This window comes from Arachidicoccus terrestris, assembly GCF_020042345.1.
Taxonomy (GTDB): domain Bacteria; phylum Bacteroidota; class Bacteroidia; order Chitinophagales; family Chitinophagaceae; genus Arachidicoccus; species Arachidicoccus terrestris.
Window position 1 is genome coordinate 1,321,172 of the sequence record NZ_CP083387.1, and the last position, 12,197, is coordinate 1,333,368.

General features: G+C 42.3%; 13 protein-coding genes. 2 read left to right on the top strand and 11 right to left on the bottom strand.

The annotated features are described in order from the left end of the window. Positions 1 to 97 precede the first annotated feature (97 nt). The 8 genes from K9M52_RS05280 to K9M52_RS05315 form a co-directional block, all read right to left on the bottom strand. Complete coding sequence (locus K9M52_RS05280) at positions 98 to 682, bottom strand: YdeI/OmpD-associated family protein (protein ID WP_224071014.1); 585 nt, start codon at positions 680 to 682, stop codon at positions 98 to 100. A 13-nt stretch (positions 683 to 695) separates the two neighbouring features. Continuing rightward, complete coding sequence (locus K9M52_RS05285) at positions 696 to 1,082, bottom strand: DoxX family protein (RefSeq protein ID WP_224071015.1); 387 nt, start codon at positions 1,080 to 1,082, stop codon at positions 696 to 698. Between the two features lie 29 nt (positions 1,083 to 1,111). Then, on the bottom strand, positions 1,112 to 1,585 hold the full coding sequence (locus tag K9M52_RS05290) for an SRPBCC domain-containing protein (RefSeq protein WP_224071016.1): 474 nt from the start codon (positions 1,583 to 1,585) through the stop codon (positions 1,112 to 1,114). 2 nt (positions 1,586 to 1,587) lie between these two features. Beyond that, positions 1,588 to 1,920, bottom strand: a complete 333-nt coding sequence (locus K9M52_RS05295; RefSeq protein ID WP_224071017.1) for a metalloregulator ArsR/SmtB family transcription factor — start codon at positions 1,918 to 1,920, stop codon at positions 1,588 to 1,590. A gap of 134 nt (positions 1,921 to 2,054) precedes the next feature. Then, positions 2,055 to 2,990: a bifunctional riboflavin kinase/FAD synthetase gene (locus K9M52_RS05300; RefSeq protein ID WP_224071018.1), complete on the bottom strand. Its 936-nt coding sequence runs from the start codon at positions 2,988 to 2,990 to the stop codon at positions 2,055 to 2,057. 141 nt (positions 2,991 to 3,131) lie between these two features. Further along, positions 3,132 to 4,385: a methionine adenosyltransferase gene (gene metK, locus K9M52_RS05305; RefSeq protein WP_224071019.1), complete on the bottom strand. Its 1,254-nt coding sequence runs from the start codon at positions 4,383 to 4,385 to the stop codon at positions 3,132 to 3,134. Between the two features lie 36 nt (positions 4,386 to 4,421). After that, positions 4,422 to 5,933 (bottom strand): DUF4270 family protein, encoded by a 1,512-nt coding sequence (locus tag K9M52_RS05310; protein ID WP_224071020.1) that lies wholly within the window; start codon positions 5,931 to 5,933, stop codon positions 4,422 to 4,424. A 231-nt stretch (positions 5,934 to 6,164) separates the two neighbouring features. Beyond that, a complete protein-coding gene (locus K9M52_RS05315) occupies positions 6,165 to 6,980 on the bottom strand; it encodes a glycogen/starch synthase (protein ID WP_224071021.1) in 816 nt (271 codons plus the stop codon). 89 nt (positions 6,981 to 7,069) lie between these two features. On the opposite strand from K9M52_RS05315, the gene panC reads away from it, so the two are divergent. Beyond that, positions 7,070 to 7,912, top strand: a complete 843-nt coding sequence (panC, locus tag K9M52_RS05320) for a pantoate--beta-alanine ligase (protein ID WP_224071022.1) — start codon at positions 7,070 to 7,072, stop codon at positions 7,910 to 7,912. Positions 7,913 to 8,064: 152 nt separating this feature from the next. Further along, positions 8,065 to 9,333 carry an MFS transporter gene (locus tag K9M52_RS05325; protein WP_224071023.1) on the top strand — a complete coding sequence of 423 codons (1,269 nt, stop codon included), beginning with the start codon at positions 8,065 to 8,067 and terminating at the stop codon, positions 9,331 to 9,333. A gap of 61 nt (positions 9,334 to 9,394) precedes the next feature. Here K9M52_RS05325 and gldE read toward each other — a convergent pair whose 3' ends face one another. From gldE to K9M52_RS05340, 3 genes are all read right to left on the bottom strand, one after another. Further along, on the bottom strand, positions 9,395 to 10,723 hold the full coding sequence (gldE, locus tag K9M52_RS05330; protein ID WP_224071024.1) for a gliding motility-associated protein GldE: 1,329 nt from the start codon (positions 10,721 to 10,723) through the stop codon (positions 9,395 to 9,397). A 332-nt stretch (positions 10,724 to 11,055) separates the two neighbouring features. Continuing rightward, positions 11,056 to 11,457, bottom strand: a complete 402-nt coding sequence (locus K9M52_RS05335) for an ExbD/TolR family protein (protein WP_224071025.1) — start codon at positions 11,455 to 11,457, stop codon at positions 11,056 to 11,058. A 33-nt stretch (positions 11,458 to 11,490) separates the two neighbouring features. Beyond that, entirely contained in the window at positions 11,491 to 12,180 is a 690-nt protein-coding gene (locus tag K9M52_RS05340) for a MotA/TolQ/ExbB proton channel family protein (protein WP_224071026.1), read from the bottom strand. Positions 12,181 to 12,197: the final 17 nt, after the last annotated feature.

Here is a 12,197-nt window from a genome sequence, read left to right on the forward strand (position 1 = left end):
AAAGATATTCACCAGTCATCATGTCCTAAATGACAATAATCACTCAATTTAGGACATTGCAATAGCGTGCGCAGTTAAAACAATAGGTAGGCTTATTTCAGGCAGGATCTTTTAACCCCTTGCCCGCCAGAATATGTTTTTGATATTTTTCAATTCTGCTGATAACCGTCTTCTCTTGTTTAGGTTGTGCAAAGTAAAGAAGATAGCCACGCTGTCGTCCGGGTGTTAATGCCTTAAATGCTTTCTTAAAAGCCGGCTCTCTCTTAAACATTTCCTGTAAAGCCGCCGGCACCGTATAATCTTCCGTTTTTTTTCTGGGGACACTTAGCCCTGCCTCCTCAACAGCAATGGCCTCATAAATATAAGTCTTGATAGCTGAGCGCTGCGCCTTAATGGTTTTAAGGTCTGTAAAGCGCATTTGCCTGGCTGACTGCACCTGTGCCGACTGGTGAATAAGTAATCCCTGCGCATTTTGCAGCAGCGCCCCTTTGAAAAACAATACAGCACAGTATTCTTTAAAAGTATGGATCAATACAATATTGCGCCCATGATGTGTATAGCAAGGAGTGCCCCATTTCAGGTGTTCCTCCAACCCTGTTGAAAGTATAATCTCCCTTAATAAACGAATATGTTTTTGCCAGGATGTATCATTTTCAAAATAAAAATCGACCTTTGGATTCATGTGCTTTTGTTTTCTAAAATACAGAAACTTTTCTGTTCTCCGGCAGATACCGCCAGGAAATAACCATCAACAGACCCATAAGCAATGCTGGTAATATTTTTACAAAACCTCCTCCTGCCGCAAAATGAGAATATATTGCACCCACTACTAAAAAGAAAATACCGGCATAGGCCCATTGCTTGGCCAGGCTAAGGCGCGGTAATAGTAAAACAACAGTGGCCAGTATTTTTAATACCCCCAGCAGTGTCATTAAATAAATCGGATAGCCCAGCTGGGTCATCATATCACCTCCGCCCACTCCGTCAGCTGTATGCATGATCTGCACAATTCCAGTTGCCACCAGGCCCAGCGATAGCCATAGGGTGGCCACCCAATAAGTAATTTTTTTAAACTTTTGCATATGGTTATAATTTAAATAATTGAGAAGTCCTATAAAGTAGTGGTTTCTGACATTAACGCTTCCAATCTGTCATGGGCCTTGCTGATACCGCTGGCAAAAGGCAATTTGAGCATCTGATTCCTGATTTCATTTGAGCGGTATACGACTTGCATCTGCAATTCACTTTCATTATCGTCCAGGGCTTTGAAATCCAGAAATTCCAGTTGCACGTCAAATGGCGCCCCCATCATTTCAAAAGTGCGGATAATTTGTTGATTCTCCTTCACACTGTGAATAGTACCCATCGCCTGAAACACGACATTCCCGGAAGGATCTTTTGTTTCAAACTGGTACTTACCCAGTGATTGGCTTTCCAATTCCACTACTTGGGTTCCCATCCACTGACCTAACAGTTCAGGCGTAGAAAATGCCTTGAATAAAAGCTCCACCGGCAAGTTAAAAGTGCGGGTGATCAGGAGTTGCTGTTCTCCTTCTGCTGACTGAATTTTTGTCTTTAGTTCCATTTTTATGGCTTTTTATTTTTTGATTGGTAATTTTTCATGACCGCTTCAAGTTTATCAAAACGCGTATCCCACATTTTGCGAAATGGCGTTAAAAAGTCGTCTACTTCTTTCATTTTAGTTGCATTTACATAATAATAGATTTCCCGCCCCTCTTTATTACTGGATAATAGATCACATTCTGAGAGAATCAGCAAGTGCTTAGAAATTGTTGGCCTGGCAGTATTAAACCCGGCTGCGATCGCACCAGCTGTCATGGACTGACTGGCTACCATCAACAATATGGCTCTTCTGGTCGGATCGGCTAAAGCCTGAAAAACATCTCTTCTTAATTTCATTGTGTAGCTATTTGACTACAAATGTAAGCGTAGTTATTTGACTACACAAATTTATTTTCAAAAATTTTTAAAATCAGAGAAATAATCACTGATATACAGTAACTTACACACAGATTATTTTAGGATGGGCGCTCCTAGTAATATTTTAAGGCAGCTTTTGTATCAATCGCGTCTTGTGCGAGCGCGTCTATTAAAGGTGCCAGACCATCAAATTTCAATTCATCCCGAAGCCTTGCAATAAATTCGACGGTCAAATGCTGACCATAGATATCCTGATTAAAATCAAAAATATTCACCTCAATTGTAAGAGGGCTTTCACCAATTGTCGGCCTGATCCCAATATTGAGCATTCCCTTAAAGGTCTTATCGTCTTCCGTTCTGACCAGCACCGCATACACACCATTTGCAGGTAATAATTTATCTGCCTCAGGCACATGAATATTAGCAGTCGGATAACCTATTTTGCGGCCCAACTGATTGCCCTTTACGACCTGACCGGAGAGTGTATAAGGATGGCCCAGTAAGTCCAGTGCCTTTCCAACATCACCTCCTTTAATGGCACCTCTGACAGCAGTGGAGCTGATGGTCACTTCATCCAGTACCTTTCCGGGTATTTCCAGGACGGCAAACTGATGCACCTTACCGTAGTGCTCCAGGGTCGTATAATCTCCCTTGCGGTCTTTCCCGAACTTATGATCATATCCGATAATGACCACTTTAGGATGAAGTTTTGCAATCAGAAAATCCTCCACGTAGGACGCTGCAGTCTGACTGGCAAAATCTTTATTAAAAGGTACCACCACAACATGATCAATTCCATATGACTCCAATAAATGTAACTTCTCTGATAAGGTTGTCAGTAACAGTAAAGGAGATTGTTCTTTATGTACTATTTTTCTCGGGTGCGGATAGAAGGTGACGATTACTGTTTCTCCGTCTATCTTAGCCGCTTCCATTTTTAATTGATCGATTATTTTCTGATGGCCCAGATGCACGCCATCAAAGGTGCCAATCGTAATGACGGCATTTTTTATAGGCGGTAAATTTTGTATATCACGATATACATGCATAATGTCAGATTAATCAGATTCAGCCTGTTCACGGCAGTCTTACTTCGTGCGAAAATACAAAAAAACCGGTGCTTTCAGAATAATTGCTGAAGAACACCGGTTCTTATTTTTAAGCCTGCATTGTCTGTAACGACAACCTTGCTATTTAATTTTAAACGCTTTCTTTACTTTGCTGACATAGTCAAGCTTCTCCCAGGTAAATAATTCTACTTTCTTTTTAACCTTTTTACCATCGGGGGAAGTAAATTCTTTGGTAACAGTTTCTGTTTGCCTGCCCATATGTCCGTAGGCAGCCGTCTCACTGTATATCGGGTTTCTGAGTTTTAGGCGGGTCTCAATAAAATAAGGGCGCATATCAAAGATCCCTTCCACTATTTTAGATATCTCTCCATCTGTTAATTCAACATTAGCCGTCCCATTTGTATTGACGTATACTCCCATCGGTGCCGCGACCCCAATTGCATAAGATACCTGCACCAGCACTTCATCTGCTATACCAGCAGCAACGAGATTTTTTGCTATATGGCGGGTTGCATAGGCTGCAGAACGGTCTACCTTGCTTGGGTCCTTCCCACTGAAGGCTCCACCGCCATGTGCACCTTTGCCACCATAGGTATCCACGATGATCTTACGGCCTGTAAGACCGGTATCTCCATGTGGACCTCCGATCACAAACTTTCCGGTTGGATTGATATGATATTTGATATTCCCGTTAAAAAAATGCTTATAGGCCGGATATTTTTTGATCATCCTTGGGATCAAAATGGTTTTGATATCTTTTTCTATTTTAACCAGCATCTTGGCTTCAGTATCAAAATCATCATGCTGGGTAGAGATCACAATGGAGTCTATCCGAACAGGTTTGTTATTATCGTCATACTCCAGTGTAACCTGGCTTTTAGCGTCAGGACGAAGGTATTTAATAGCTTTGTTTTCTCTGCGCAGAGCGGCCAGTTCAATAAGTAGCGAATGGGCAAGATCCAATGCGAGCGGCATGTAGTTTTCAGTTTCATTGGTCGCATACCCGAACATCATTCCCTGATCACCTGCTCCCTGGTCTTCTTTTTTCTTTCGGTCAACCCCCTGATTGATATCTGCTGATTGTTCGTGGATAGCAGAGAGCACACCACAGCTGTTTGCTTCAAACATGTAATCACTCTTGGTATACCCGATTTTACGAATAACACCTCTTGCAATTTCCTGTACGTCCAGATAAGCGCGGGACTTTACCTCACCTGCCAGAACTACCTGTCCGGTAGTCACCAAAGTTTCGCAAGCCACTTTACTATTAGGATCAAAAGCCAGAAAATTATCAATTAGGGCATCAGAAATCTGATCGGCCACTTTATCCGGATGTCCTTCTGATACACTCTCAGAAGTGAATAAATAAGGCATCTTCAATATTGTTTTTAGGTCAATTAAAAATAATAACTACTCTTTGATTGGCGAATATACAATATGCAATTGTAATTTACGCGTAGAATTTGCGGGACCTTTCACCCGGATATGACCTATTGAAGGATAGTTGAGAGGCAACAGCGAACCACTGGAGGTGGAAGTCCCAATACTGATATACTGGCCCAGTGAAGGTGCATAAAGTGTGTCCCCACTACCAGGGCTGTATATATCCAGCGGTTTGTTGGTGGTTTTACCCAATATTACATTTTGTACATAATGAGTAATACGAAGCTGGTATCTGTAGATAGAATCTACTACCTGATCCGGATCCGGCACTTTGACAGGGTAACTGCCTAAGCTGCTAATAGAGGAAGCATCCGTCGCATAGTAATAGCTCAGGCCTGTGCTTAACGTCGTCGGAGAAACATCGCCTGTCAAATTCTCTCTGCGATGATTCGCAGAATCAAAAGCAGCCACAAAAAGGTTTGGTGGTTCAAGAAGATTGCCCGCAGCATCATTTTGATCATTATCTCCATGCAGGATCAGTTCTGCCTTATACACTAAAGATGCGGGGAATTTTTCAAGGTCAGGCAGTTTCACGCGGGAATAAACACCCGGGGTAGCCTCAAAATAAAGATACGGGTCGCTGACAGTGGTATCCCCCATCGGCAAAGTTCCCTCAAGTGGTGTACCCGTTCTGTCTTTTTGAATATAATTAGAACTGGCGGAGCTGGCCGAAGGCCTGAAATAAGCGACCGTGGTGTCTTTTCCTGAACCGTCTCTATTAATATACGTATAATAAATGGCCAATTTGGTATTGGTACCACTTAGAATAATCGGCAATAATGCATTCCCTTTATTTTCCGGAACGATCTGAAAACCTTTGAAAGCCAACAGGAAGGTACTGTCAGTCTTATATTCATGATCAAAAGTATAGTCCTTCAGCAACTTGTTGCCGAAGTCATTTTTCAGTCGCAGGCGAAGTTGGTTGGTTGTCGTATCCCCGAATACTTTAACCGAGTCATTTGTCATACTCGGGATAACACTGACGGGTGCATCGTTATAAGTAAGCTCACCGGCGCGGGCAAACTGTTCTGTCGTACGATAAGGATAATTATTATTTACGCCAATGGCAGCATTCTGATCAATTTCATACACCTTAAAACCCAGTGGCTGGGTAGAGTCACCATATACTGCCCCTCCGGTACTTAAAACCAGCACAACGGAATCCAGGGTCAGGCTGTCTTTACCTACGGGAAAACTGAAAGAATCAACAGCGGGTTGCATCTGAATATTGATCGTAGCCTGTGTATGCCCAAAAACAGAACTGACCGTATTGCCCAACACATTCATTGAAGTAATGGGAATTGAAGCGCTATCTTCACCCCAGGTTTTAGCAAAGACATCAATTAAAGTGTCTTTGACATTCACGCCATCAATTGGCGGGATAAAGTCCTTTCCGAGCGTAGTGGTAATGTCTTTGGTACATGCGGCAATAGTGCCGATTGCCAAAGCTGCTATGATCCAGATTTTTTTGTACTTCACTGATTATCTGCTGTGTTGTTAGATAATATTTAAAGGGCTTTCTCTGCAACGGTTAATAGTAGTAATCGGAAAATGGTGTTATCCGGACTGCCCATCCCAGATGCCAATCCTTCTGGTGGAGAGATCTAGCTCCATTCCTATTTTCATCCCACCTCCTGAGATGTACCCAGGTTATCCGTTCCAATCCAACTGAAAATATAGCTTCAGTTTCTGAAAAAGCGCAATAAACGATTAAGGCGCAATCTCGTTATACAATTCTAAATACTCTGTTAAATCAGTCTCCCAGCCTTTAAATGGCAGGATTTTTTTGCCTTTTGCCTTCGAAAACTCAGTAACAATTTTCTTATCAACATTATCAGAGGCAAAAATAATACCGTCGGCAAAGGTAGCCCCACCACGGTTCATACCCATATTGTCGCCTGTTTTAAAGATCTCCAGATCTTTCGATTTAACGTTGGCATTGATTGCAGCCTGCTTTATAAAATCTTTGCTAAAATTATCTTCAAATGTTTGCCCCCCTACGGAATAAAGAACTTTACTATTGGTAAATACAGGATCTTTCTTATAGGCTGTTTTTATATAAAGAGGGATGAGTGCACTCATCCAGCCACTGCAGTGAATAATGTCCGGAGGCCATCCGAACTTCTTTACAGTTTCCAATGCCCCCTTACAGAAGAAAACAGAACGAAGGCCATTATCGTCGAACCAGTTTTCGTTTTCATCATGAAAAACGAACTTCCGTTTAAAGAATTCATCGTTATCCAGAAAATAAACCTGTAGTCTGGCGTTGGGCAGGGACGCTACTTTTATCTGTAGCGGAAAATCATCATTATCTATGGAGACATTGATTCCGGACAGTCTGACGACCTCGTGGAGACGGTGCCGCCTTTCGTTGATTACACCGAACCTCGGCATAATACAGCGGACTTCCAGTCCTGAATCATTACTTTTAATTGCTAGTTTGTTAATAATCTCTGCGTACTCTGTCAGCTCTAAATAGGGCGACATTTCTGTAGAAATAAATAAAATTCTTTTTTTATTAGACATTCTTATACCAATTTTGTCCTCAATAGGTTTGCAAAGGTAACAAAAATAACTCAAATGCGTAATTTGCGGCCTTCCATATATATAATACAATGATTATATTAAAAACAGTAAAGGACTTAACCAAGCAGCTGGAAGCCTACAGAGATGCCGGGAAAACCACTGGTTTCGTTCCGACCATGGGTGCCCTACATGAAGGGCATTTATCGCTGATCCGGGAGGCTAAAGCCAAAGCCGACATTACTATTTGCAGCATATTCGTTAACCCAACTCAGTTTAATGACCCCGAAGACTTCAAAAAATACCCCGTGACGACCGGTAATGATATTGAACTCTTGCTGGGAGAAAACGTAGATTTACTATTCCTGCCATCCGCTAACGAAATGTATCCTAAGGATTTAGAAAAAAAGGTGTATCCCCTGGGCCCGCTAGAGATGACACTGGAGGGGGCGCACCGGCCTGGCCATTTTCAGGGGGTGGCACAGGTAATCGACAGATTAGTTGGCATTATCCAACCCACGTATATGGTTATGGGGCAAAAAGATTTTCAGCAGGTGATGATTGTCAGACGTTTATTAGCACTTTTAAAATCCAAAACCGCTTTGATAACCGGCCCTACCCTGCGTGAACCGTCAGGTCTGGCTAAAAGCAGCCGCAATACCCGGCTGACCGCACAACAATTGAATCAGGCTGCTGCCATCTACCAGGCTTTATTATTTGGCAAAGAGACTGCCGGGACAATTCCCATTAAGGAGCTGATACAGCAAATGGAGCAAAGACTGTTGAAAGCGGGGTTTGCCAAAGTTGATTACGTGGCTTTTTATGATCCGACAAATCTCAGTCCTTTAGAAAGTTATACAAAGGGAACTCCGGCAGTTATTCTGGTCGCAGCTTTTTTGGGCGATGTCCGGCTGATTGACAATATTACATTATGAATATCTGGCCAGCGAACCACAGATAGTTTACATATGGCACGTTAATATTGCGACCCCTTGATTCTCAAACTTTTTTTAGACTAGAGGGGGTCGTACCTTTGCAGGGTCCATCATACTATTCAAACAATCAAATATCAGACCTGCAAGGATTTATGCTCAAAAAAATAACCGATAGTGTCCGCAAATACTTTTTAGAACAAAAAGCATTAACGCACAAGAATTACAGGTTATTTATGGTAGGTCAGAGTTTTTCGTTGATCGGGACATGGATTCAGCGTATGGCGATGATCTGGCTTTCCTACCAGTTGACCGGGTCTGCTTTTTTATTGGGCTTGGTTGGCTTTTGTGAACAAATACCCATATTCATACTGGCCCCTTTCGCAGGTGTATACGCTGACAAGTGGGATAAACATAAGGCTCTTTGCCGCATCGAGGCATTTGCCATGATTCAGGCCCTGATATTAGGCATCCTCACGCTTACAGGCACCGTGAACATCTATCATATTATCGTACTAAGCCTCTGCCTTGGCTGCATCAATGCTTTTGAAGTGCCAATGCGGCAGTCCTTTGTTGTGGATATGGTAGATCGGGAAAAAGAGGTGCTACCCAATGCAATCGCTTTAAACTCTACCGTGTTTAATTTATCCAGATTAATCGGGCCTTCCATCGCTGGCATTCTGATCAGTTCAGTGGGTGAAGGCTGGTGTTTTATGGCCAATGCCCTTAGCTATGCCATCGTACTGGTTTCGCTGTTGCTGATGAATATAAAAAAACTTCCGCCTGTGGCAGCAACTTCTGCAAAAGTCCTGACCCGGTTAAAAGAAGGCATTCAATATATAAAAAGGAAGCAGATCATGCGGACCTTGCTTTTACTTTTAGCTATCGTCAGTTTTAGTAATGCTTCACTCAGAACGCTGGCGCCTATATTTGCCCAGGATGTTCTACACGGCGATGCCAATACACTCGGCTTTCTTATGAGTGCTTCGGGCGTAGGGGCGATCTGCGGTGCACTTTTCCTTACTAAATCCAAGACGACACCGTTATTACAGAAGATCGTGTCCATGACAGGTATTCTGTTGGGAACCGGGATGATTCTTTTTGCGATTTCTAAATCGCTGATATTATCTCTGATCTTTATCGGCATTGCCGGTCTGGCCCAGATGATGCATACGGCTTGCACAAATACCCTATTGCAACTACATGTGGCAGATGATAAAAGAGGCCGGGTAATGAGTTTTTATACCGTGTGCCTACAAGGAACAATGCCCTTTGGTAGTCTGGTCGCAGGCGCCATTGCAGGCGCCCTCAGCGGCCCATGGGCCATGGCAATCATGGGCCTGATCTGCCTGGCTGCGACATTAATTTTCCGCCATGAGAAACACCCTGAACAGCCAGAGGACAGGCAACTGTCGCCAGCTTAATCATTGATTTTGTATAACCAGATTTTTTTTAGAGCGTACCCGGCAGGTAATCAGCCCTGATTTACTCATCCAAATCAATCATGACTCTGATTTTCTGGAGCCGGTTCTTACTGATTTCTTCGACCGAAAAGTTAAAGTCACCGCAGTTGATCATGGTTCCCAAGGCGGGAATTTCTCCTGCAAGCTCCAGAACAAGGCCTGCCAGCGAATCGCTGTCACCCTTTACAACATCAAAAGTATTGGAAGGAATACCCATAGCCCGGCATACATCATTGATCATGGTACGGCCTTCAAAAACATAATTATAATCGTCGATCTTCTTATAGGATGTTTCCATATTATCATGTTCATCCTTAATTTCTCCTATAATCTCTTCCTGGATATCCTGCACAGTGACAATACCACTGGTACCCCCAAACTCATCAACAACAACTGCAAACCGCAGGTGTTTTTGCTGAAATTCCTCTAATAACTCACCGGCGAGCTTTTGCTCAAAAACAAAATACAGATTACTGATTAGTGAATGCCAATCAAAATTGTCGTTTTCGTGAAGATGCGGCAACACATCTTTTATATGTAACATCCCAACCATCTGATCCAGACTTCCCTTATACACGGGTAATCTGGAAAAGCGGACATCCTTGATTCTTTGAATTACCTGGCCAAAGTTCAGTTCATAATCCAGGCCGCAGATATCTAACCTGGCTTTCATAACCTGCTTTACGGTGACCTTATTGAACTTTAATACCCCCTGCAGAATCCTTTTCTCTTCTTCAGAGGCATCTCTGTGTGTCAGACTAATGGCGTTGTCTAATTCCACATTATAATAAGAACTTGCATCTCTTTTAAAGATCACCGCTTCCAGTTTATTGGAGGAATAGAGCATCCATGTGCCGATTCTCCTGAAAAAATAATAGACGATCTCTGTCAATACGCCAAAGTCTTTGGCAAATCTGATACTTTCCTGTGCTGCATAGGATTTGGGAAGGCACTCTCCCAGTAAAAAGATCAGTATAAAAATGATAGCCGTCTTGATCAGGAATATCCCGGCAAAACCAATACTGGTCACAATCAAATGGTCAATCAGATAGCTGGAAGTGAAAATGATAGCCAGATAGATAAACCAGCTGGCTATCTGTAAAGCATACAATAATTCCTGCGGATGTTCCAGTAAATCCAAAATACGTTTATACGAAGCCTGGGGCTTGGTCTTGATCAGGTTGATATCCTTAATCCCGAAAGAGAAAAAAGCGACCTGGGAACCAGACACAGCAAAAGCAAATATAAAAAGCACGACCAGTAATGCACCGAAGATGGTAATCATCTGTGAGTCCGCCGCATCCATGTGCACCGTTTGTATGAGCGTATTGATCAATGTGGAGTTAATCACAGTCAAGGGTTCTTTAAAATTATCAAAATCGAAACCGGCTTAATCCTTACAGGCTCTAGCACTTCTAACAACTTATGTCAAGTAAGGGTAAACAGAAGATGCTATTCAGTACTACTTGATTTTACGTATGAAATTAAACAAAATTCTGGACAAAATCTGATTTTTTGTCCTGGCATTTTTTAGGTTAATACACAAAATACACTGCAATAATAAGACATTTTTTACTATTCCGAAAGATTATAAGTGATTGTTTGTTAACCACATGGGGCTGCATATCAACTAAAAAGCCTCTTTGATTGAATCCAAAGAGGCTTTTATAATCTTATTTGAGCTTATTTTACATTGGCCACGACCCTTGCGCCTGCTTTCTTGGCTGATTGCATAATCCTGAACACCTGACCATAATAGGAAACGGTATCTGCGTTTATGACCACCGAGGGGGTATCAACCGTTGCATGAAGTTTATTTACCGCTGCCATGAGAATGGTATCCAGCTGATTGTAATCGGCGACCATATTCTGGCCTACATATATATGCTGATCCTTATCGATGGAAACCACAATATTTTGCTTCACTTTAGTATCTTTTTGACCTTTGGGGTTGTTCACCTTGATCACATTAGGGTTGGCCAGCGTGGATACGATCAAAAAGAACAGCAAAAGGATAAACAATATATCATTCAGTGAGCCGGTATAAACTTCGGGGCGCTCTTTAAATCTTCTTCTTATATTCATTTTTACTTAGTGCTTTAGGCGAACAACAACCTTTTATCTTGTCGGTTCCTGTAATATATCAATGAATTCTGTACTGGCTATTTCCATCTTATTGGCCGTCTTGTCTACCTGTGTCGTGAGGTAGTTATGCATGATGTAGGCAATAAGACCAATCACCAGACCTGTACCGGAAGTAATCATTTTAATATAAATACCTCCTGCGATTACGCTTAATTCAAAATTTCCCGTACTATTAATCTCAAAAAAGAGTTCAATCATACCCACAATGGTACCCAGGAATCCGAACATGGGTGCAATACCGGCGATAAGCGACAGGATATTGAGGTTTTTCTCCATATTATAAAGTTCCAATCTACCGACACTTTCCATGCTTTTTTCAATGACGTCGATAGGCTTACCCACTCTTTTAAGACCTTTATCAATGATCCGGGCTACCGGGCTGTCTGTTGTACGGGCCAGGTTTCTGGCAGCTTGTACGTTCCCCGAAAGAATATTATCGCGAATAACCCGCATAAAATTGGCATCTATCCGGGATGCCTTGCGAATAGCCAAAAAACGTTCAAAGAACATGAAAATAGCCAGTATTAAGAGCAAATACAAAGGGTACATCAGCACCCCACCCTTACCCAGCAATCCCCAAAGCGAGATCTTCTCCATGGCCTGCTGGCCGGTTTGAGCGGCCTGAACGGTGGTATCTGCTACAATCTGCAATAAAACACTCATATTTATTATTATTAATA

What these genes read in the sequence shown, in the direction of transcription:
- K9M52_RS05295 (WP_224071017.1), bottom strand. Translation starts at nt 1,920, where the DNA reads ATGAAATTAAGAAGAGATGTTTTTCAGGCTTTAGCCGATCCGACCAGA.
- K9M52_RS05315 (WP_224071021.1), bottom strand. Translation starts at nt 6,980, where the DNA reads ATGTCTAATAAAAAAAGAATTTTATTTATTTCTACAGAAATGTCGCCC.
- K9M52_RS05335 (WP_224071025.1), bottom strand. Translation starts at nt 11,457, where the DNA reads ATGAATATAAGAAGAAGATTTAAAGAGCGCCCCGAAGTTTATACCGGC.
- metK (WP_224071019.1), bottom strand. Translation starts at nt 4,385, where the DNA reads ATGCCTTATTTATTCACTTCTGAGAGTGTATCAGAAGGACATCCGGAT.
- K9M52_RS05325 (WP_224071023.1), top strand. Translation starts at nt 8,065, where the DNA reads ATGCTCAAAAAAATAACCGATAGTGTCCGCAAATACTTTTTAGAACAA.
- K9M52_RS05300 (WP_224071018.1), bottom strand. Translation starts at nt 2,990, where the DNA reads ATGCATGTATATCGTGATATACAAAATTTACCGCCTATAAAAAATGCC.
- panC (WP_224071022.1), top strand. Translation starts at nt 7,070, where the DNA reads ATGATTATATTAAAAACAGTAAAGGACTTAACCAAGCAGCTGGAAGCC.
- K9M52_RS05290 (WP_224071016.1), bottom strand. Translation starts at nt 1,585, where the DNA reads ATGGAACTAAAGACAAAAATTCAGTCAGCAGAAGGAGAACAGCAACTC.
- K9M52_RS05285 (WP_224071015.1), bottom strand. Translation starts at nt 1,082, where the DNA reads ATGCAAAAGTTTAAAAAAATTACTTATTGGGTGGCCACCCTATGGCTA.
- K9M52_RS05340 (WP_224071026.1), bottom strand. Translation starts at nt 12,180, where the DNA reads ATGAGTGTTTTATTGCAGATTGTAGCAGATACCACCGTTCAGGCCGCT.
- K9M52_RS05280 (WP_224071014.1), bottom strand. Translation starts at nt 682, where the DNA reads ATGAATCCAAAGGTCGATTTTTATTTTGAAAATGATACATCCTGGCAA.